The sequence below is a fragment of the Sagittula marina genome, from assembly GCF_014196795.1.
Classification (GTDB): domain Bacteria; phylum Pseudomonadota; class Alphaproteobacteria; order Rhodobacterales; family Rhodobacteraceae; genus Sagittula; species Sagittula marina.
Map to the genome: position 1 here is coordinate 193785 of NZ_JACIEJ010000010.1, position 20447 is coordinate 214231.

Annotated in this window: 22 protein-coding genes and 4 pseudogenes; 6 read left to right on the forward strand and 20 right to left on the reverse strand. The window is 60.7% G+C overall.

Going from position 1 to position 20447, the window contains the following annotated elements; genetic code table 11:
- Positions 1-54: 54 nt before the first annotated feature.
- From phnK to phnG, 6 genes are read right to left on the reverse strand one after another with little or no spacing between them, the layout of a single operon-like run.
- Positions 55-825, reverse strand: coding sequence for a phosphonate C-P lyase system protein PhnK (phnK, locus tag GGQ68_RS18695; protein ID WP_183968681.1), 771 nt, complete (start codon positions 823-825; stop codon positions 55-57).
- Complete coding sequence (locus GGQ68_RS18700; protein WP_183968683.1) at positions 822-1679, reverse strand: alpha-D-ribose 1-methylphosphonate 5-phosphate C-P-lyase PhnJ; 858 nt, start codon at positions 1677-1679, stop codon at positions 822-824. Before GGQ68_RS18700 ends, phnK begins: the two co-directional genes overlap by 4 nt.
- A complete protein-coding gene (locus GGQ68_RS18705) occupies positions 1676-2272 on the reverse strand; it encodes an HAD family hydrolase (protein ID WP_183968685.1) in 597 nt (198 codons plus the stop codon). The genes GGQ68_RS18700 and GGQ68_RS18705 overlap by 4 nt, the downstream gene beginning before the upstream one ends.
- Complete coding sequence (locus tag GGQ68_RS18710) at positions 2269-3357, reverse strand: carbon-phosphorus lyase complex subunit (RefSeq protein WP_183968687.1); 1089 nt, start codon at positions 3355-3357, stop codon at positions 2269-2271. The genes GGQ68_RS18705 and GGQ68_RS18710 overlap by 4 nt, the downstream gene beginning before the upstream one ends.
- Positions 3357-3929 carry a phosphonate C-P lyase system protein PhnH gene (phnH, locus tag GGQ68_RS18715; protein WP_183968689.1) on the reverse strand — a complete coding sequence of 191 codons (573 nt, stop codon included), beginning with the start codon at positions 3927-3929 and terminating at the stop codon, positions 3357-3359. The genes GGQ68_RS18710 and phnH overlap by 1 nt, the downstream gene beginning before the upstream one ends.
- Positions 3929-4375, reverse strand: a complete 447-nt coding sequence (gene phnG / locus GGQ68_RS18720; RefSeq protein ID WP_183968691.1) for a phosphonate C-P lyase system protein PhnG — start codon at positions 4373-4375, stop codon at positions 3929-3931. The genes phnH and phnG overlap by 1 nt, the downstream gene beginning before the upstream one ends.
- 82 nt (positions 4376-4457) lie before the next feature.
- On the opposite strand from phnG, the gene phnF reads away from it, so the two are divergent.
- Positions 4458-5165, forward strand: coding sequence for a phosphonate metabolism transcriptional regulator PhnF (phnF, locus tag GGQ68_RS18725; protein ID WP_183968693.1), 708 nt, complete (start codon positions 4458-4460; stop codon positions 5163-5165).
- Positions 5166-5181: 16 nt separating this feature from the next.
- Here phnF and GGQ68_RS18730 read toward each other — a convergent pair whose 3' ends face one another.
- The 9 genes from GGQ68_RS18730 to osmF form a co-directional block, all read right to left on the reverse strand.
- Complete coding sequence (locus GGQ68_RS18730) at positions 5182-5793, reverse strand: LbetaH domain-containing protein (protein WP_183968695.1); 612 nt, start codon at positions 5791-5793, stop codon at positions 5182-5184.
- Entirely contained in the window at positions 5793-7115 is a 1323-nt protein-coding gene (gene phnE, locus GGQ68_RS18735) for a phosphonate ABC transporter, permease protein PhnE (protein WP_183968697.1), read from the reverse strand. Before phnE (GGQ68_RS18735) ends, GGQ68_RS18730 begins: the two co-directional genes overlap by 1 nt.
- A complete protein-coding gene (phnE, locus tag GGQ68_RS18740) occupies positions 7112-7996 on the reverse strand; it encodes a phosphonate ABC transporter, permease protein PhnE (RefSeq protein WP_183968699.1) in 885 nt (294 codons plus the stop codon). The genes phnE (GGQ68_RS18735) and phnE (GGQ68_RS18740) overlap by 4 nt, the downstream gene beginning before the upstream one ends.
- Before the next feature lie 170 nt (positions 7997-8166).
- Positions 8167-9072 (reverse strand): phosphonate ABC transporter substrate-binding protein, encoded by a 906-nt coding sequence (phnD, locus tag GGQ68_RS18745; protein WP_183968701.1) that lies wholly within the window; start codon positions 9070-9072, stop codon positions 8167-8169.
- Positions 9073-9128: 56 nt separating this feature from the next.
- Positions 9129-9959 carry a phosphonate ABC transporter ATP-binding protein gene (gene phnC, locus GGQ68_RS18750; protein ID WP_183968703.1) on the reverse strand — a complete coding sequence of 277 codons (831 nt, stop codon included), beginning with the start codon at positions 9957-9959 and terminating at the stop codon, positions 9129-9131.
- A 1497-nt stretch (positions 9960-11456) separates the two neighbouring features.
- Positions 11457-12179 (reverse strand): ABC transporter permease, encoded by a 723-nt coding sequence (locus tag GGQ68_RS18755; RefSeq protein WP_183968705.1) that lies wholly within the window; start codon positions 12177-12179, stop codon positions 11457-11459.
- The gene (locus tag GGQ68_RS18760; protein WP_183968707.1) at positions 12176-13099 is read right to left on the reverse strand and encodes an ABC transporter ATP-binding protein; all 924 of its coding nucleotides are present in this window, start codon (positions 13097-13099) and stop codon (positions 12176-12178) included. Before GGQ68_RS18760 ends, GGQ68_RS18755 begins: the two co-directional genes overlap by 4 nt.
- Entirely contained in the window at positions 13096-14235 is a 1140-nt protein-coding gene (locus GGQ68_RS18765) for an ABC transporter permease (RefSeq protein WP_246429428.1), read from the reverse strand. Before GGQ68_RS18765 ends, GGQ68_RS18760 begins: the two co-directional genes overlap by 4 nt.
- 3 nt (positions 14236-14238) lie before the next feature.
- A complete protein-coding gene (gene osmF / locus GGQ68_RS18770) occupies positions 14239-15111 on the reverse strand; it encodes a glycine betaine ABC transporter substrate-binding protein OsmF (protein ID WP_183968756.1) in 873 nt (290 codons plus the stop codon).
- A gap of 520 nt (positions 15112-15631) precedes the next feature.
- Here osmF and GGQ68_RS18775 point away from each other — a divergent pair.
- On the forward strand, positions 15632-15796 hold the full coding sequence (locus GGQ68_RS18775; RefSeq protein ID WP_183968709.1) for a hypothetical protein: 165 nt from the start codon (positions 15632-15634) through the stop codon (positions 15794-15796).
- Positions 15797-15925: 129 nt separating this feature from the next.
- On the opposite strand, the gene GGQ68_RS24905 is transcribed toward GGQ68_RS18775, so the two are convergent.
- Positions 15926-16168, reverse strand: a complete 243-nt coding sequence (locus GGQ68_RS24905) for an integrase core domain-containing protein (RefSeq protein ID WP_425502989.1) — start codon at positions 16166-16168, stop codon at positions 15926-15928.
- Positions 16169-16243: 75 nt separating this feature from the next.
- Positions 16244-16828 (reverse strand): annotated as a pseudogene (locus GGQ68_RS24910) (transposase); the annotation flags it as partial.
- Here GGQ68_RS24910 and GGQ68_RS18785 point away from each other — a divergent pair.
- Positions 16794-17021, forward strand: coding sequence for a hypothetical protein (locus tag GGQ68_RS18785; RefSeq protein ID WP_183968762.1), 228 nt, complete (start codon positions 16794-16796; stop codon positions 17019-17021). The pseudogene GGQ68_RS24910 and the gene GGQ68_RS18785 sit on opposite strands and share 35 nt — an antisense overlap.
- Here GGQ68_RS18785 and GGQ68_RS24415 read toward each other — a convergent pair.
- Positions 16926-17155, reverse strand: a pseudogene (locus GGQ68_RS24415) (IS21 family transposase); the annotation flags it as partial. The gene GGQ68_RS18785 and the pseudogene GGQ68_RS24415 overlap by 96 nt on opposite strands.
- A gap of 172 nt (positions 17156-17327) precedes the next feature.
- Between GGQ68_RS24415 and GGQ68_RS18790 the strand changes: the two are divergent.
- The 3 genes from GGQ68_RS18790 to GGQ68_RS18800 all read left to right on the forward strand — a co-directional run bounded on the left by GGQ68_RS18790 (position 17328) and on the right by GGQ68_RS18800 (position 18932).
- Positions 17328-17621, forward strand: coding sequence for a hypothetical protein (locus tag GGQ68_RS18790; RefSeq protein WP_183968711.1), 294 nt, complete (start codon positions 17328-17330; stop codon positions 17619-17621).
- Positions 17618-17968 (forward strand): IS66 family insertion sequence element accessory protein TnpB, encoded by a 351-nt coding sequence (tnpB, locus tag GGQ68_RS24915; RefSeq protein ID WP_183968712.1) that lies wholly within the window; start codon positions 17618-17620, stop codon positions 17966-17968. Before GGQ68_RS18790 ends, tnpB begins: the two co-directional genes overlap by 4 nt.
- Positions 17969-18254: 286 nt before the next feature.
- A complete protein-coding gene (locus GGQ68_RS18800) occupies positions 18255-18932 on the forward strand; it encodes an AAA family ATPase (RefSeq protein ID WP_183968713.1) in 678 nt (225 codons plus the stop codon).
- A 64-nt stretch (positions 18933-18996) separates the two neighbouring features.
- On the opposite strand, the pseudogene GGQ68_RS18805 reads toward GGQ68_RS18800, so the two are convergent.
- A pseudogene (locus GGQ68_RS18805) lies at positions 18997-20027 on the reverse strand (IS5 family transposase); the annotation flags it as partial.
- A pseudogene (locus tag GGQ68_RS18810) lies at positions 19946-20182 on the reverse strand (IS5/IS1182 family transposase); the annotation flags it as partial. The pseudogenes GGQ68_RS18805 and GGQ68_RS18810, both read right to left, overlap by 82 nt.
- Between the last annotated feature and the right edge of the window lie 265 nt (positions 20183-20447).

Below are 20447 nucleotides of genomic sequence, written 5' to 3' on the forward strand. Positions count from 1 at the left end.
GGCTGCCCCCCACATCGCATATGGCAAACGACGTAGGCCTCGCCACGCCCTGCCTCAGACCTGCAACACACTGGACACCAGCAGCTGCGTGTAACCATGCTGCGGATCATCCAGCACCTGATCGGTCAGCCCCTGTTCGACCACATGGCCGGATTTCATCACCATCAACCGATCCGCCAGCAGCCGCACGACCGCCAGATCGTGCGTCACGATGACAGCGGACAGTCCCATGTCGCGCACCAAGCCGCGCAAAAGATCCAGCAGCCGGGCCTGCACCGACACATCCAGCCCCCCGGTGGGTTCATCCATGAATACCAACCGTGGGCCCGTCACCAGATTGCGTGCGATCTGCAACCGCTGCTGCATCCCGCCCGAAAAAGTCGTGGGCCGGTCGTCGATGCGTCCGGCATCAATCTCTACCCGTTCCAGCCAGTCAGTGGCTGTGGCGCGGATATCGCCGTAGTGGCGTGCGCCCACGGCCATCAGCCGTTCACCCACGTTCCCGCCTGCGGATACGCCCATGCGCAGCCCATCGCGGGCGTGCTGGTGAACGAAGGCCCAGTCAGTGCGGCCCAACATTCTGCGTTCCGGCTCACTCATCGTCACCGTGTCCTGCGGCCCTTCGGCGCGCGTGTCGAAAACCACCTGACCGGCGTCTGGGACAAGATGCCCGGCCATGCAGTTCAGCAGCGTCGACTTGCCAGAGCCGCTTTCGCCAACGATCCCCATGACTTCACCAGGATAGAGATCGAAGGACACATCCTTGCAGCCGATATGGCCGCCGTACATCTTCGACAGGTCTTGCACAGACAATAGCGGCGTCATGCGGCATCCTTTCCCTTGAACCCGGCGCTCTGGCGGGCATCGCAAAAATCGGTGTCCGAACAAACGAACATCCGCCCACCGGCGTCATCGACGATCACCTCGTCGAGGTAGCTGTCATCGGCGCCACACAGGCCACAGGGATGGTCGGCTTTCGACGCCTCAAAGGGATGGTCTTCGAAATCTAGGCTGACGACCTGCGTATAGGGTGGCAGAGCGTAGATGCGTTGCTCGCGACCCGCGCCGAACAATTGGATTGCAGCATTGCCTGACATCTTGGGGTTGTCGAACTTCGGGATCGGGGAAGGGTCCATCACGTAGCGCCCCTCGACCTTGACCGGGTAGGCATAAGCGGTGGCAATATGGCCATGCCGCGCGATGTCCTCATAGAGTTTCACATGCATGAGGCCGTATTCCTCCAGAGCATGCATCTTGCGTGTCTCGGTTTCGCGCGGCTCCAGAAACCGGAGCGGCTCCGGGATCGGCACCTGATAGACGAGGATCTGCCCTTCGTTCAGCGGCTCCTCCGGGATCCGGTGACGGGTCTGGATGACCGTAGCTTCTTGGGTATGTGTCGTGGTCGCCACCCCGGCTGTGCGCTGGAAAAAGCTGCGGATCGACACGGCGTTGGTCGTATCGTCGGCCCCTTGGTCGATCACCTTGAACCTGTCCTCAGGCGTCAGCACTGCCGCGGACACCTGCACGCCGCCGGTGCCCCAGCCGTAAGGCATGGGCATCTCACGGGAGGCAAAGGGCACCTGATAGCCAGGAATCGCCAGTCCTTTGAGTATGGCGCGCCGGATCATCCGCTTCGTCTGCTCATCGAGATAGGCAAAGTTGTAGGCGTTTTCGGTCATAGCAAACCTCGTTCTGTCAGAGCCGTCTCCAGCGCCGTCGCGTCGGTAAACTGGATTGCGTCCATGCCGATGCTGCGCGCACCATCACAATTCTCGGCCTTGTCATCGACGCAGACACAGGCTTCAGGCGCCAGCCCGGCGCGCTCGCAAAAGAGACGGTAGATTGCCGGGTCGGGCTTGATGAGCTTCACATCGCCGGACACGATCAGCGTTTCGAAAATCTCGCCCAGCCGGGGATGGGATGTCAGCCCCTTGGGCCATGTCTCGGCCGACCAGTTGGTGATCGCATGAAGCGGCACACCGCGTGCGATCAACCGATCCACCAGCGCCCAGCTTCCCGGCACCTCGTTTTGCACGGTCAGGGCGTAGCGCGACACATAGTGCGTTAGTCGGTCCCGGTCGGCAGGGTCGTCCAACTCCGCGGCCATATCTGAAAAGCGCTCGCCGTTGTCCCCACGCAGGTTGCGCGCAGCAAAGTCGATGCGGTCCATGAAATCGCGCGCCTGTGCTTCGGTCAGTTCTGGCCAGGCCATATGGGGCTGCCAATCCACCAGCACGTTGCCAATGTCGAAAACGACGTTTGTCGGGGTCATTCTGCGGCCTCCTGAACAGGGGGTGCGCCCGCCTCGCGACGCAGTTTGCGCACCAATTCCAGTTCAGACTGAAAGTCGACGTAATGGGGCAGTTTGATATGCTCCAAGAAGCCCGTCGCCTGGATGTTGTCGCCGTGATACAAAACGAATTCAGCATCCTGGGCCGGGGCGCCCTGGTTGTCTTCGCCCAGTTCCTCCCACCGCAAGGCCCGGTCGACCAGCGCCATGGAAATCGCCTTGCGCTCGGTTTGGCCGAACACCAGCCCATAGCCACGGGTGAACTGGGGCGGCTCGGTTTTGGAGCCTTTGAACTGGTTCACTGTCTCACATTCCGTGACTTCGATTTCCCCGATTTCAACGGCAAAGCCCAATTCAGGGATGTCCATTTCCACCGGCACCGATCCAATGCGCAGCTCGCCGACAAAGGCGTGGTTGCGGGCGTAGCCGCGCTGCGTCGAATAGGCCATGCCCAGCGTGAACCCTTCGTCGGCACGGGCCAGCGCCTGAAGCCTGAGCGCACGCGAGGCGGGCAGTTCCAAAGGCTCGCGTGTCAGGTCCGGCGGCGGTGTGTCGTCGGCTGGGGCATCTTCGATCAGCCCTTCGCGGTTCAGGAACGCCGTTACATGGGGCACATGTGTTGGCTCTGCGCTGCGTGTATCGGCGTCCGGCACGTCACCATCGGCGGCGAGTTTGAAATCCAGCAAACGGTGGGTGTAATCAAACGTCGGGCCAAGGATCTGCCCGCCCGGCACGTCCTTGAAGGTCGCCGAGACGCGCCGCGCACAGGTCATCCGGCCCGTGTCCACCGGCGCAGAGCCGCCGAAACGGGGCAGCGTGGTGCGATAGGCGCGGATGAGGAAGATCGCCTCGATCAGATCGCCCCGCGCCTGTTTGATCGCCAGCGCCGCAAGGTCGGCATCGTAAAGTGACCCTTCGGCCATCACGCGGTTGACGGCGAGCGAAAGCTGTTCGCGGATCTGCTCTATTGAAAGTGCATCCACGGACGGATCGCCGCGCCGTTCCTCGGCCAGCCAGGCATGAGCGTTCTCGATGGCACGTTCGCCACCTTTGACAGCGACATACATCAGTTGACCTCCGGCGCAGTGAGAGTGGTGGAGCGGGGGACAGCCGCAACGCGGTCCTCGCAGGTCAGGATAAAGTCCAGACCGAGCGGGAACAGAGCGTGGTTCGCGATCAAAGCGTCTGTGTCAGGCACGGACAACTGCGCGCGGTCTTGGATACCGGGGCCCGTTAGCGTTGCGCCGCAGGCGTCCAGTCGGTCGACCTCGACGATCAACGTGGCAGAGCGGTCGGGGTATTGCGCGGTCCCGACAGGGAACTGCGCCAACGGCATCAATGCGTCCCACCGACCAAGGGCAAAGGCGCAGTCTGCCGGAGCGGTCAAAGGCGCGCCTGTGTGAAAGGCGATCCATTCACGGACCTCCGGGCTGTCCATTTCTCCGGCAAGGTGCAGCGCAGTGTCTGCATCGCACAATGTCAGCACCACGGCACCGGCTGCTGCGGACAGTGGGGCAGGGGGTTCGGCCCCCGTCAGTGAGACGATATGGCCGGGTTGAGCCATGACCGTCATCACACCGCGAAAGGCCGTGGCGGATTGGGTTGCGGGGCTGTGAAACCCCCCGTCGAGTGCGGTCATCAGTCTTCTCCCCGAACCATGGTAAAGAACTCCACCTTCGTTGCGGCAGCCTTGGCGGCGCGTGTTCTGCGTTTTGCCTGTGCCTCTCTGTCCAGCGGGTCCAGAACGGTGTCGCGTATGCGGGGTGCGGCCTCGGTCTGCATCAGCGCATCGACCAGCGCAGCGGCCTGTGCATGAGCCTTGTCCCGCCCCTGCACATAGGCATGACCAACCGCCCCACATGACAGCCGCAGCGCGCAGCGTGTCACGGTGATTTCGCCCAGATTGAACGGTGCGCCTGTGCCGCCTGCGCGGCCTCGAACCATTGTGCTGCCCACCTCTGGAGGGCGCAGCCAGTCAAAAGCCGGATGCTCTGTCAGCAAGGCCGTGACGCGCGCAGCGGGAGCCTTTGCAAGCAGACCCATCCAGGTCTTCCGTTGGATATTCGGATCAATTCCGTCTTTCATCTCGACAACTTTCGCCTATACTAGACAACTATACAAATATTGCCACAGTCCCCATTCGGGCGCCATGAGAGAAATGTGAATTTTGAGTAACACACCGCTTTGGACTGCCATCGCCCGCGCCCTGCGGGCGGATATCGCAGAGGGACGCTACGCCCCCGGCGACAAGCTTCCTACCGAGGCGCAGCTTGCCGAACGCCATGGTGTCAACCGCCACACAGTGCGTCACGCTCTGTCTGCCTTGGTCGAGGAGGGCCTGGTGCGCACCCGTCGGGGGGCGGGCGCTTTTGTCGCCGCGCGCCCCACCGATTATCCGATCGGCAAACGTGTCCGCTTCACCGAGAATTTGCGCCGCGCCGGACGGATGCCGGGCCGAGACGTCCTGAGCACGGAAATCCGTGTCGCCACGCCCGAAGAGGCGGCAGTGCTGGACATCGCACCGGGCGCGCGGATCTTTGTCAGCCATGGACGCAGCCTTGCGGATGGGCAGCCGCTGGCCATGTCTGAATCCTATTACCCGCTCGACCGGCTGCCCGGCCTCCCAGAGGCGCTGGCCGAAGGGCGGGGTGTCACCCATGCGCTAAAGGCCGCGGGCGTTCGCGATTACACCCGTGCGTCAACCCGTGTGTCGGCGGTTCTGGCCACGGCGACAAAGGCGGTGGTTCTACAGGTGCGCGAGGGCGCGCCGCTGCTCAAGACCACCAGTCTGAATGTTGACCTTGGCGGAGTACCGGTAGAATTCGGGCGCACATGGTTTGCGGGTGACCGCATAACCCTGACGCTGGAGGACTAGGCCTCCAGCGTCAGGGTTATGCGTAGCGCTCCAAAAAGGCTTCTGCGCTCAGTTCGCGAAAGTCGGGCAACGCCATGCGCAGGGCATCATGCGGCCAGTCCCACCACGCCAGTGCCATCAGGCGCTCTGCGATGTGGTGGGGTTGGCGCAGGCGCAGGACGCGCGCCGGGGTGCCTGCGACGATAGTGTAAGGCGCCACATCCTTTGTCACCATTGCGCCGGAGGCCACCACGGCTCCGTGGCCCAGTGTCACCTCTGGCTTGATCATGGCGCCCGCGCCGATCCAAGTATCATGGCCGATGTTCGCAATACGCGATCTGCGGTGGGTAAAGAACTCCTCATCCCGCGCGGCGTCCTCCCAGTAGTCGTCTGATCGGTACAAAAAGTGATGGCAGGCTGCGGTGTCCAGTGGGTGATCCGTTGCCCCGATGCGCGAAAAGGCTGCCATGTTGGCGAACTTGCCTATCTGCGCATTGGCAATATCGGCGTAGCGGTCGCAGTAGCTATAATCGCCCAGGGTCGAATGGGCGATCCGACTGCCTCGCCCCACCTCGCAAAACGCCCCGAACCGGCTGTCGGTGATCTCGCAGTCAGCGTGAATGAAGGGATCAGGACCAAGGCGCGGCATCAGGTGCTCCGCCCGATCAGCTTGGCGCGCAGCTTGCCCGAAAGCCAGTCCATCGCCATGACCATCAGCACCACGAGGATGATATAATACGCGACGTTCTCCCAGCTTTGCTGCGTCTGGATGGCCTGTGTCAGCAGCAGTCCGATCCCGCCCCCCGTGATCGCGCCGATGACAGTTGCCGACCGCGTGTTGGATTCAAAGAAATACAGCACCTGCGCCAGCAACACGGGGACCACCTGTGGGATCACGCCAAACCGATAGCGTTGCAGTGGCTTCGCCCCGGTGGAGGCGATGCCCTCGATCTGCTTGTCGTCGGTGTTTTCCAGCGCTTCGGAGAAAATCTTGCCGAACGTGCCGGTGTCGGTGACGAGGATCGCCAAAGCGCCCGTCATCGGCCCAGGTCCAAAGGCCCGCGCCAGCACAACCGTCCAGATCAGCGCATCGACGCCGCGCACAAAGTCGAACAGCCGTCGGGTGAACGTCCGCACCAGCATCAACGGAGCGAATTTTCGCGCTGCAAGGAACGACAGCGGCAGCGCGATCATGGCCGCGCCCATCGTGCCCAGAAAAGCCATCAGGATGGTTTCCCCAATGGCCCATGCCACATCCCCGTGGCGCCACATGGGATTGCTCCAGAAGTCATGCCACGCGCCTTTCAGATTGGACCGGGCCGGGTCGATGCGGTCACCAAACAGGATCTCGGTCACGCCGTGGTCGTAGTAAGGCGAAGCAAAGGTGAACCAGAACAGCTCCCACCCGGGAAAATAGTTGAACACCTCGGTTTTGGAGCCGGTCAGCGTGATGCGGCCCTCAGGCGTCGTGATCGCCACGCGCCGGTCAGAGGCATTGATCCACTCGGGCAGAGTCTCCGGCAGATTGGTGGTGACGCTGCGCCCCTCGGCCTGCGCCGAGATGCTGCCAAAGCCGGGGATCTCGATCTCGGTCCGGTTGTCAGGCAGCAGTCGGACCAGATGATCGCCGCCAAGGTCGATGGTCACAATATCTGTGCCCGTCACCCAATCGGGCCGCATTCCTTCGGGGTATTCGCCCTTACGCTCCCCCTCGACCGCAAAGGTGATCTCTCCGTCGCGGTTCGTCCGGGTCACATGTGTCTTGTAGGACCAGCTGTCAGAGGCCAGTGTCCTGGCGTTGTCCCAGCGCGCGCGTTCTGCCAGCCCTGGAACATCAAAGGCAAAGAAAATGTAGGTCAGATATGCCAGCACGAGGGCGGGCAGGGCAAAGCTCATCAGGCGCTTGCGGCGGAACAGGCGGTCGGCCTGCCCCTTGGTGTCGATCAGCGCGTCGGTTGCGGTCATGGTCATGCCTGCCCCCCGGTTGTCAGCTGGTTGCGGAAACGACCTGAAAGTTGGTCGAAAAAGATGATGGTGCCGAACAGCAGCAAAAAGATCGCCGCCGCATCGTCAAAGCGGCCCGGTCCCCAGGCCATGGCATTGCGCAGCTCGTAGCCAAGGCCACCAGCACCCACAAACCCAAGGATCGCAGACGCGCGAATGTTGATTTCAAAGCGCAGCAGCGCGTAACTGACATAGTTCGGAGCAACTTGTGGCAGGATGCCCAGCCACATGCCTTGCGCCCAAGTGGCCCCGGTCGACGCCAACCCCTCGAGGGGCTTCAGGTCGGCATTTTCGGCAACTTCGGAGAACATCTTGCCAAGCGCACCGGCGGTGTGAATGGCGATGGCGATCATGGCCGGCACCGGCCCGCCGCCCAGCACGAAGATCAAAACCAGCGCGATGACGATCTCGGGGATGGCGCGCATGATATCCATGGTGCGGCGAAACACCGGGATCAACCTTGGCCACCGCGCCAGCCCTCGGGTCGACAAAAGCGACAGGATCAGCCCCAGACCGGCCCCAAGGATCGTCGCCACAGCGGCGATGTTTATCGTCTCCACCAGAGCCGGGAAGTACTTCACGATCAGCGCGGGCAGGGCAGCGCGTTTTTCCCACGCCTCGGACAGCACATCTGCGGGATAATCGCCAACATTGTGCAGCCCTTCCCAGAAACCGCCGGCATTGCGCGCATCGGCGGTCATGAACCCGGCCACCATCAACAGCGCAAAGATCATCAGCGTCAGGCCCCCGTACAGGCGCTTGCGCTGGACCTGCTGCAGATAGCTGGACTGGATCGCGTCCACGGATGCAGGTCCGCTGTTGTGTCCCGAAAGGGTCGCGTCGCTCATAGGGGCCTCGATGGCTGGAAATGGCATAATAGGAATGCCCCGTTCTGGCGTGACGCGACAGAACAGGGACTTTGATACGCCCGCTCCGATCAGCCGCCCGGGAGGAGGGAGGCGGCTGTCAGATCAAGCGCCCGGCACGCAGCACGCGCCGGGCTTCGCAGCGGATTGGCTCAGCCGCCGATCTTCGCTTTGCGTGCTTCGATCACCGACTGGTACGTGTCGTGGGTCACCGGCTGGAAGCCCAGCGTTTCGCCCGACGCGACACCGTAGGCGCACTCTTGATCGCGCTCATAAAGGGTATCTACAAGCTCGGTCATGGTGGCTTTCACGTCGTCGGGCAGGGCCTTCCGCACGACAACCGGACCCTCGGGGATGACTTTGGACTGCCAGATCTGCACCATTTCGTTCATGTCCACGAGACCCGCATCAACCGCCTTGCGCAGCGCGCCGGAGTTGTAGCCGTCTTCCCAGTTGCCCTGCGCGTCGGCCCAGGTCACGCCGCCATCAATGTCGCCGTTGTAGACTGCAACGATGGTCTGCTCGTGACCGCCGGTGAACTTGACCTCACCAAAGTAATCGCCGCTTTCCATTGACGCGCCGGTCTCGGCCGGGATCTCGATGGAGGGGATCAGGTAGCCGGAGGTGGAGTTCGGGTCGCCAAAGCCGAATACCTTGCCCTGCATGTCTTCGAGCGAGGTGATGCCGCTGTCCGCACGAGCGAAACCGATCGAGTGGTATCCGATGGAGCCATCCATGTTCACCTTGACCAGCACGGGCTCGACGGCCTCGGGGTCTTGCAGGTAGGTCGCGGCATAGCCGGATGCGCCCAGCCATGCCATGTCCAGCGTACCGCCCAGCAGAGCCTGGATCACGCCGTTGTAGTCAGCAGGCGCAAAGAGCTTGACCGGAACACCCAGTGCTTCTTCGGTGTATTCGGACAGGCAGGCGTAGTTGTTCATACGGTCCTGAGCGTTCTCGCCGCCAAGGATACCGATGCGGAATTCTTCGATGTCCTGAGCCTGCGCGGTGCCGGTCAAGGCGGTGGTCATCAGGGCAATTGCGATGGTTTTTTTCATCAGGGTCTCCATGAATGAAATCTCCCGCCCGGTATGGACGGGCTGAGGTGGTGAAGTCAGACGAGCGCTTCGGCTTTGGCCTCTTCGAGAAGGCGCGCCGTTTCGCGGTCGAGGGTGTCGATCTGGGTCGAGGTCGCGGCCTCGGAAAACGAGGCGTCCGCACCGTAAATGTCGCGGGCTACATTGGTGGACAGTTGCTCTGGCGTGCCGTCAAAGACGATGCGTCCGTCGCGCATGCCGATCACCCGGTCACAATAGCGGCGCGCAGTGTCCAGCGTGTGCAGGTTGGCAATCACCATGCGGTTGTCCTGCTCGTGGATGTCGCGCAGGCTTTGCATGACGATCTGTGCGTTCATCGGATCGAGCGAGGCAATCGGCTCATCCGCCAGGATGATTGCCGGGTCCTGCATGAGGGCGCGTGCAATGGCCACGCGCTGCTGCTGGCCGCCGGACAGCGCTTCGGCGCGCTTGGGAGCTTGTTCGGCGATGCCAAGACGGTCGAGAATTTCGATGGCGCGATGGATGTCCGCCTGCGGATACAGGTTGAACATTGTCGACAGAGTGGACCGCTGGTTCAGCGTGCCATGCAGGACGTTGGACACGACGTCCATGCGTGGCACCAGGTTGAACTGCTGAAAGATCATGGCGCAGCGCGACTGCCAATGGCGGCGTGATGAGCCTTTGAGGCGGGTGATGTCATTGCCTTGGAACACGATGCGGCCATCCGTGGAGTCCGACAGCCGGTTGAGCATCCGCAGCAGTGTCGACTTTCCCGCACCGGACCGGCCGATGATGCCGATCATCATGGGGTGATCGACCTTGAAACTGGCACGTTCAACAGCGGTTTTCGTGCCGAATTGTTTGGTCAGTGAAATCAGTTCAAGCATGCGGTCCCCTATGTGTTGAGGGGGTCCTAAGCAGCCTGCGCGTCAGTTTCTTGACGGTTTGCCTACGATTTCATGACGGAAAATTAACGTTTTGGTAACGTTGCAGACGCAAGTCGGCGCATCGCAAGTCAGGAGGACGTTTAGCCCTGTGTTCTATGCCAATCGTCGCCCATGGCCACAATACAGGCAGTCCCGGACGCATATCTGACAACCATTGTCCAAGCCCCGTGATCGTCGGTCCAAACCTCTAGAATCTCTTCCGGGCTACGCATCCCCGATGCTGTTTTCTGAGCCTTAAGCCGCCCGGACAAACGCAACGTCATGTCCGATGAAGGTGCGCAAATCACCTGCCCAAGCGGATCCGCCGCGTCCGCCGCCGGGGCGAAAAGTGCATGGCAGGTCAATATTGTGCAAAAGAACAATGCTCTCATCCAAGGTACTGTAACAGATTAATGACGTACGCCTAGGGTCTGGATTCACACTCGGAATTTGACGCAAGTGGCCAGAGCGATGGTCGAGAGACTAGCCAATGAACTCCTGTCAAATCGGGTTGCCTCGCGCCGCGAACCCGTGAGCCTCACGAACAGTGTCTCAATCGCAGCCCAACACGGGCGCAGGGCGCGTGTTGCGGAACAATGTCTGGAGAGGGGCGATTGCGACGCTTGTCGGATTTGCCAGGGTCTTTCCATGCTCTCGACCTGATCCGCACTCCCGTATCATTTTGTCTTGCGATACTTGCGATACTTGCGGCACTTGGAAGGCGGGAGAGCGGCTCTCATGCGCCGGCATGATCGTTTGCCGGGACGGGTTCAGCGTGTCATTAGGTAGTTGCAGGTGGCCTGCCGTTCTACCCCGCATGGGCCGCTTATTGTAAATATGAACAGACGAATTTCGAAGATGCGGTGCGGATCGCGATCGCCAGTGGGCTTGGCTGATGTTCAATGCCCGGCGATGCAACGCGCGAAGCCAATGTCACGAGAGCGACCGCCCATTTCTGGTTTGGGGCATCCGCTGTGAAATTTCGGTCGAGAAGCCTCGGCGCAATGTCGAACTAGTGGTCGATGCCCCCCCCTCACGGCAGGTTGCTTTGCAATCGCCTTCCGGGCAAGGGCCGTCCCCTTTTGTTCGCGGTTTCTGTTAACGCAGATGCGGTTCGGGCGCATACAGACGACCTACAGGACGACGGCTTGCGCCTTAATCCGCCGGTCAACGCTATGAAAAGGGCGGGACGCCTCATCCTTGGCCTCAACAACGCAGCGCTGAGGCGTCTCAGCTGGCGATAATGGACTGTCCGCCTTGTCGCGCCGAAAGAACCATTGCGAAATTAACAGCTGATGTTTTCGACGCCTTAGCGACTTTAGATAACGATAACCCATTGGGGAAGGTCGTATAAACCGGAGATTGGACAAACGTGGCTTAAGTTTGGCTCTGGAGGTCAACTGCGAGAGCGTATTTTCGAAGGAGATCGAGGCTTTACCTTCACAGCGACCTACTGCCTCAGGCCGACAGACGCTTTTCCAACAGGACCAACCCGTCGTGGATCAGCAGGGCCAGCAGTCCGGTGATCACGCCGCCTTGGACAACGAAAGCTGTGTTGTTGGTGAGCAAGCCCGCGATGATAACTTCGCCCAATGTGCGCGCCGCGACGGTCGAGCCGATGGTTGCTGTACCAAGAGCGATCACGACCGACAGCCGGACGCCGGTCAGAATAACGGGCAGGGCAAGCGGCAGTTCCACCGTGCGCAGACGCTGTGACGGCGATAGTCCGATGCCCCGTGCGGCGTCCATCGTGACCGGGGGCAGAGTGCGCAGGCCTGTCACGGCATTGTCAAAGATCGGCAGCAGACCGTACAGAAATAACGCCACTAAGGTTGGGCCGGCCCCAAACCCGAGGGCAGGCACCGCCAATGCCAGAACGGCCACGGGCGGAAAGGTCTGACCTATATTGGTCACCGTGCGGGACAGCGGCAAAAACGCCGCACCGATGGGCCGCGTTACAAAAACCGCCAGTCCAACTGCCACTACTGTGGCAGAAAGTGACGCGGCCAGCACCAGCCCGAGGTGACTGATCGTCAAGGACCAGAGCGATGCGCGTTCGTAGATCACCGGCCCGTTCTCTGGCGCCAGCGGCGCCAGCAAAGGCGTGAACCAGACCGGCCTCAGCACCATGGCCAGCAGAAGCACGACCAGAAAGGGCCGTAGGATCAGGCCTGACTTCATGCGGGTTGCTCCGCTTGCGCGCGGATGGCGTCTAGCGTGATACGGCCGCCTTGAGCCACCGGAAGCGCATCTCGCCCAGACCAAAGACAGGCGGAAAGCGCCTCTCGCAGTGAGGCATCCGCGTCGATTGCGACCCCGTCGGCGTCCCCAGCTTCGATCAGGTCGGACACATGCATCAGGGACAGCTGCCTCAGGGGCCGATCCTCGTCCCCCAGCATTTCGCGGACGAAAGTGCTGGCGGGGTTGGCTATGATTTCGGATGGGCGCGCGTATTGAACAAGCTTGCCTTTGTCCATGACAGCGACGCGGTCACCAAGCCGGATCGCCTCCTCCATGTCGTGCGTGACGAGGATGATGGTCGAGCCAAGTTGCCGTTGAATGCGGGCGAGATCTTCTTGGGCGCGGTGCCGTATGATCGGGTCGAGCGCACCAAAGGGTTCGTCCATCAGCATGACATCGGGCCGCGAGGCCAGCGCCCGCGCCACGCCCACGCGCTGTTGCTGCCCGCCGGATAGATCACCCGGATACCGATCTCGGAACGCGTCCGGCGCCATGGAGAACAGGGTGAGAAGCTCGTCGACCCGCTCTGCGATCTGTGCCTTTGGCCAGCCGAGAAGTCGTGGCACCGCGCCGATGTTGCGCGCAACCGTGTGATGCGGGAACAGTCCGTGGCCCTGGATTGCGTAGCCGATCCGTCGCCGCAGTAGATGTGGGGTCATCGTGCCCGTGGCCTCGCCGTTGATGCGGACTTGGCCGGAGGTCGGTTCCTCAAGGCGGTTGATCATGCGCATCAGGGTGCTTTTGCCAGATCCCGAAGTGCCGACGATGACCGTAATCGTTCCGGTTTCGACCGTCATGCTGACGGAATCCACAGCCGTCGTTTCGCCAAACCGTTTGGTCAATTGGTCGATTTCGATCATCTTGCAGTCTCCGATACGGGGCGGGCGAGGTCGACGAGAATGTCCATCAGGACGGCAGCCACCAGAGCCAGCAACACCGTGGGCAGCGCGCCGAGCAGGATCAGATCGGTGGCCGTCTGGTTTAACCCTTGGAAAACAAAGCTGCCAAAGCCGCCACCGCCGATCAGCCCGGCAATAACGGCCAGACCGATGTTCTGTACCATGACGATGCGGACCCCGGTGAGCAACACCGGCAGTCCCAACGGCAACTCCACCTGCCACAGTTGTTGCGTGGCGGAGAGACCCATGCCACGCGCCGCATCAGAGGTGGCGGGCGGCACGGCGTCCAGCCCCGCCACGGTGTTGCCCACCACCGGCAGCAAGGAATAGAGCACCAGAGCGACAAAAGCCGGGGCAAAGCCGATGCCTGCAATGCCAATCTCGCGGGCGCCGGGCACTGTCGTGGCGACCCATGCCAACAGCGGGATCATGATGCCAAACATTGCCAACGACGGAATGGTTTGCAGGAAGCTCAACATGGGGAGCATGGCGCGCCGCAGCCCACCACGTCGGTGGCACAGGACGCCTAATGGGAAGCCGATAACCACCGCCACGGCCAGTGAGCCGAGCGCAAGTTGCAAATGTTGCGCCAAAGCTGTCCAGAATTGTCGCGCGCGTGAGACATATTCCTGCGCGATGGACAGGTCCCCCAGCAAGCCGGACCAGAACACCACCGCAAGCGCAGCCAATGCGACGATCAGCAATCCAGCACGAAGAAGCGGGCGAGGGTGCAATTGGGTCAACGCGTCCGCAATCAGCAGCGAAAACACCGCAAGCAACCCCCAGAACCCAGCTGCGGGAGAGGTGCGGGCGTAGTCACCTGCATCTGCCAGAAGCAGGTCGGCGCCCTGTGATACTTGCGCGGTGATACACGCCAGTCCTAGTGCGCCTGCAAAAAGCCGCAGGGTCGGGCGGGGTGACAGGCCAGCCCCCAGTGCCGCGATCATCCCCATCAGAGCAGGCCAATAGCCCAACGCCCAGACCATCACACCATGACCGGCGACAATGCGATTGGCGGCCAGCGTCATGAAAGGCACACAGAGCAGCGCGCCTCCCACGATGGCAAACACCAGCCCCGGCGGGGAAACCGCACGCATGGATCAGTCCAGAACGCCGATCTGCGTCAGATAATCTCGGGCTACGGCCTCCGCCGGTTCACCACCTACCTGAATGCGACCGTTGAGCTGTTGCAATGTCTTCATGTCCAGCTTGGCAAAGATCGGGTTCAGGACATCGGGGATCGAGGGGTATTCCTGCACCACTTCGTCGCGCACGATGGGTGTGGGTTCATAAACCGGCTGAACGCCTTGGTCATCTTCCATAACCACAAGGCCTGTCGCGCCAACGCCGCCGTCAGTGCCATAGACCATTGCCGCATTCACCCCAGATGTGCCGCGCGCCGCAGCCTGGATGGTGGCCGCCGTGTCGCCGCCGGACAGGATGACGGTCTGATCCTGACCCAATTCAAAGCCGTAGGTGGTTTGCATTGCGGGCAAAACAGCCGGGGAAGAAACGAATTCCGTTGAGGCCGCCAGTTTGACGTCCCCGCCCGCCGCGACCCATGCGCCGAAATCGGACATGGTGGACAGGTCGTTTTCCTCCGCCACGGGGCCGGTCAGCGCGATAGCCCAAGTGTTGTTGGCCGGTGCGCTGTCGAGCCACGTGATGCCGGCTTCCGCGTCCAGTTCCGCGGCGCGGTCATGGGCGGCGTCTGCGTTTTTCCAAACGTCGCTGTCGGCCTCATTGTAGAAGAAAGCGGCGTTGCCGGTGTACTCCGGGTAGATATCGATCTGACCGGCAAGAATGGCTTCTCGCACGATTTGCGTGCCACCCAGTTGCAGGCGGCGTTCCACCGGCAGACCGGCATCTTCGAGTGCCAGTGCGATGACATTGCCCAAGAGGCCACCTTCGGTGTCGATCTTTGAAGACACGGTGATATCGGCTGATGCTGCCGTCGATAGTCCAGACAGCATAGAAGTGGTCAGCGCCACCGCGATCAGGGATTTGGTAAACATGGAGGAAGCTCCTGCCAAAAGGGATCTAGGGAACGCAGGTTTGCGCTCCGACTTGCGATCAATGGTAGGCAGTTTCAGGCAATTTCCAACCGTTGCGTAAAGAAATACTGACGGGTCAGGCCGTCCGGCCAAATTGCACAGCGCGTGGCAAATGCAGACACCTTATGTGCGCTTGATTTCAGACGCGTCGGTCAAAGCGACGTATTCTGAATATCCCGCCCGCCAACGGACTTGACTGGACCAGCCGCGTTGGGTCGTCAGGGATCCCCGAACCGAAAGGCTGCCAGTCCAAAGTAAGCGTTGCATCTCACCCCTTGATTGCCCTCCAAACCTCACCCCAACGGGTCATCTGGTCTGCATCCGAGCTATGATCGGAGGTCACTATGGTGGAACCAGAAGTCTGGTGGACAAGGTACGGACCTCCCCGTTGGGCAAAAGAATTTGGCCGAACGACCTCAAGCGCCTTCAGAAAGAAGACATGTCACGAGAAAGTGTCGCTGCCGATCTGGACGCCTACGGTTGTCTGGTAAGAGACTGGTGCGTCGCTGATCGGGCCGTCGACTTTCGCAAGGGGATGGATTGCGCGGCCAATTACGCCATGACCAATTTTGAAGTGGACCTGTCAATTCTCACTGAGAACTGACCCACCCCCAGTTTTTCGTTGTGGTCTATGACGCGGTCGATGTTTTGATCTTTGTCCCTATTTTCGTTGCATCATCAGCGCTGACCGAGACGCAGATGCTGTCGTAGAATATGACAGCGGTGCGTCAGCCTATCCAGCAGCGGGTAACGCGCGCATTTTGCGGGGACTTGGTCGTAGATTTTGCGCAGCCGTTCTCAGTTTCTGGGCGGGCGTCATGGCGTTATTGCCCCTGTCGGGTCGCTCGTTGTTGTAGACCAGAGCCATTCTGGTGGCAATCTGCTGCACCGCGTCGATGGTTTCGAAGATATCGAGCTCCAGGCATTCGTGTCGGACCACGCGGTTGCAGCGCTCGACATAGGCGTTCTGCGTCAGATTTCTCTCGTCTCAGTCGCTTGCGCGCCTTGATTATCACCCGGCAGGGCATCCCGAAGGGAGGTCCCCTTAGGGGCGAAGGTTCAGCTCCAGATCGCAATAAATACGGTAGACCCTCTTGTGGTTCCCGCGATGTCTCCGATCATTACGCAGGTGCGGGAGGCACAGACCAAAGCACCAGGTCTTCTTCGATTTCGTCAGGTCTATCAGCAGGTCGGCGCTCTGCTCGTTATCGTCATCCAGCTCCGAGCTGGATCGGTAGCATGTCTCGCTGACGTCAAACCCCCGACACGGTGAGACCATTTCCGCCTTTGGTCCGTGGAAAATGGTCGGACGCGGTGCTGACGCCTTTCATAGCCACCGCTTTCACGGGCAACTCCCATCGTTGAGCTGGCCGCTAGTTTCTTTCCGAGGCCTCCTTCAAAATGTCATCCTGCATGCTGAGGTCCGCGCCTATACGCTTCAAACAGCGGTTCTCATCGGCCATTGCTTCATCTCACCCATGAGGCTGGCGTCCATGCCGCCATACCTCTCCCGCTACTTGTACAGCGTGGCGCTGCTCATGCCATGTCCGCGGCACAGCTCGGCAGCAGGAATACCGCTCTCTCTCTAGCGCAGCACAACCGTGATCTGGGCCTCGGTGAAACGTGTTACCTTCATCGGAATCTTCTCGTTCATCCTGCCGAGAAAGCCTACTTTTGCAGCCCCTCAATATCGGGGCGGCCTGTCGGTTAGCGATCAACTCATCGATGCGAGCCAAGTTCAGGATATGCGTTTTGGTTGGCACACCCGCTTCCACCGCCAGTTCCACTGCGCACAGGACGTCTTCCTCATTGTGCTGAAGAGCCCGTGACAGGACATCGACCATCTCTCGGTCTCCCCCCTCTGTGCGCGAGCTGTGTGATCCTGCCGCTGGCGGAAAACATGCGGCATCTTTGTAATCGCCGCTCCATTGCGAAGGGCCCCGGATTTACGTTGTATGTAAGCGGTGCAAAAACCCCTTATTTCAATAAAATATGGGGTTTGCGATACTGGCACCACCTGATGCAAGGAGGTGGCAATGCTGGATGAAATGGCTCTGCAAGAGACGAACGTTTTGGGGGGCAGGATCCTCGTGTCCTCGTCAGGGCGGCGGAAATGATCCAAAGGGCTGCGCTTGATGGCCGTGCAGAAAATCCAGGCGGGCGCCGGGATCAGGGAGATTGCCGCCAACAAATCCCTTGTGGCGCTCTGGGTCAAGAACGCGGAACGTCTGTCTGACGGTCCCGCCTTTGTAGACGTCATCACGCCTAGCGCCTTACCGACAGCCCAGCCAACGATGCCCGCAGATGCCTCTTGGGAGGGTGACACCTCCTGCAAGATCAGCGTAGGCATTGCAACGATCGAGATACCCCAAGGGTATCCCACAGATCACCTTGTGGAGATTTTGCGGGCCGTGAGGGCAACGCAATGATAACCCCAGCCAGCAATTTCAGAATTTATTTGGTCTCGCGGCTTGGAGATTTCAGAAAAGGATTGGATGGGCTCGCCGCTTGTGTCGCGAACAATTTCCAGCTCGATCCCTATTCCGGCGCGATTTACGTGTTTCGGTCCCGGCGCGCTGATCGTGTAAAGATCCTTGTCTGGGATGGCTCCGGTCTCGTCCTGGTCATGAAACGGCTGCAGGGCAAGCGGTTCACCTGGCCAAAGCCGCGAACCGGCCCCGTTACATTGACCAAAGTTCAGTTCGACGCCCTTTTCGACGGTATCGATTGGACCAAGGTGGCTTCGCTACCCAGATGTAAGCCCATGTTTCTGTAGTTCAGCAGACATTCCAAGGCGGCGGTGCCCGGAGTGCGACCAGTCGTCGGCTCCGTCACGTCCAGACGCGCGAGATTCTATCTTCGCAGAACTCAGCGTACTACATTCGGAAAATCAAAAATGACCAAAATCAAGCTTATCGAGGCCCGCTTCCCCGACGGATACTTGGACGAGATGGGTATCAAGCGCCGCTTCGAGAGACACCTTCGTAAGCTCAGAGCCCTGCGTGACGGGGTGACGCCCCCAAGCAGCGGGAGGCTTCGCGACCGACCTCCTCTGGAAGGCGATGCGCCAATTTGTTCATGTCGGCGGCCTTGGGTTCCGTTTGCCGCCCGTTCTCCTCGACGGGCCGCCGGGGATCGGTAAGAGCATGTGGTCACGTCAGCTCAGCCGAGATCCGGGAGTGCCGCGCTCCGCGATCGAGGGTACGGCTGAGCAGGCGTCCATCGTGGTCAACGGATTGCAAAAAGGTTGGCGTAACACCTTTCCAGGGCACCCCATCCAAACCATCCTGCAACGGCTTTGCGCGAACTCAATTTTCGTCACTGACGAAATAGAGAAGGCGGGCAAACTGACTTCCACAACCAGACAGACCTACGAGCTGCAGGAAGGGTTGCTTCCACTTCTGGAGCGATCTTCGGCGACCAGCTGGAAGTGCCCCTATTTTCAGATCAACTTCGACAGGTTCTGGATCAGTTGGGTCCTGACCTCCAACTCCTTGGCCGCTTTTTCAGCGCCGTTTCTCAGCCGACTTGAGGTTCTTCGCCTCTCGCAGGTCTTATGTGGGCATTTGATCGTGTTTGGACGTCGTGAGGGTCACAAACGCGGACTAAGCCGGCCCTCTGTTGACGCCCTGATCAAGGCGCTGGAAACCGCCAGCCGCACCGACCAGATGAACTTGCGTAACGTAATCAGGATGCTGGAGCGGGGAGAGGTGATGGAGGAGGCTGGGACGCTCCATTGAGAGGGCTGGCTGGCCTTGTTGCAGAAAGGCGGCTTGAAGCGTGATTGCCCTTGCCGTTTCAGGCTCAGGAAACGCGGACGGCGTCGACGGTGCCGAGCGCGTTGAAGCGATTGATAAGGGCGACGCGGATGTGGATTTCTGCGCTTTGGCGATTGGGGTCCCCAGCCGCGATGCGCTCGCCGAAGGACTTGAAGCAGCGCATCTTCGCCTCTACGCGGCTGCGGGCGTGGTATCCCTTCCACCGCTTCCAGAATGCCCGATCATAGTGGCGCGTGGCGCACAGGGTTTCGTTGTAGGCCCGGGCGGCTGGGCAGTCCTCTTTTTAGAGTCGGCCATTCTAGCGAATTGGGATGATAGCCTTTCCGCCGCGTGCGATGATGGCACCGTGGCAGCGGTGGGGTGAAGGGCGTCTCGGAGTTGATCCAGTGGATCAATTCAGCCCTGAACGGACGGAGACCCGGATCGTAAGCGCCATCCGCGGTCACGGTGCCGGCGTCCTCATCCCCGGGGATCTGGCCCAACAGGTCTGGCAGGACGGGGCTGTCCACTGCCCGACAGTGGTTTGCTTGCAAACCATGAGAGGGGCCTTCTCGGCTCGGGGTGAACTCGACCGCGCGGATGTCGGATGTGGCGGTGTCCATGGCCAGACGGATCTTGCGCCATTGGCGTCGCTCTTGAACACCATGTTTCCGGAGCTGCCACTCGCCATCGCCGAGGATCTGATGCCGGTGCTGTCTGTCACCCGGCAGGGTGTTGCGAAGCAACGTCCCGAGAGGGCACCAGCAGGTTCAGTGGCCCGCCAGCACGCAGATAGGGTATTTGAACCTTCAGGGTCTTCTGCCTGCGGCAAAGGGTCGAGTGCTCCGGAACGGGCCAGTCCAGCCCTGCGAGCCGCAGCAGACTGGCGACCATCCCGGCGATTTGTCTGAGCGGCGGGCTAAACAGAATCTTGATCGACAGACAGAACTGGATCGCCGCATTCGAGAACACCGATGCGCGCCCAGGAGAGCCCTCATGTGGCGCGTGCCAGGCAATCTCCTTGTCCAGCCAGATCGGTAACAACCCACGCCCGCGGAGCGCAGCATTGTAGGCCGCCCCGTAAAACTATAGAAATCCGCGAGGTAGTTGCGGTTGCCGCTCAGGTCGACGAACCGGTCAATGGATCGCAGTATGTGGTCTTGAGCGACCTGTTTCTCTAGAGAGAACTCGTAGAACAGCGCCGGTTGCGCCTCCTGCCGCGGTCCCATCATTGCCAATCCTTCCGCCCCATATCGGAATTGAATCAGCGACACAGCCCTCGATCAAGGAAGAGTTTTTCAACAGAACCCGCCGTTCCGAGACCTTGCTGACCTCCGCAGCGAAGGTTAGCCCCTCGCGTCGACCGACAAGAACGGCCCTAACCCTAAACTGGCCAGCCAAGCCGTCGCTGCGCCGCAGCTTCCGAAAAGCGGAACTTCCGGGGGCACGCAGTATCGTAGACTTGATGAAGGTCGGCTTTGGGGACTTCACTGAACA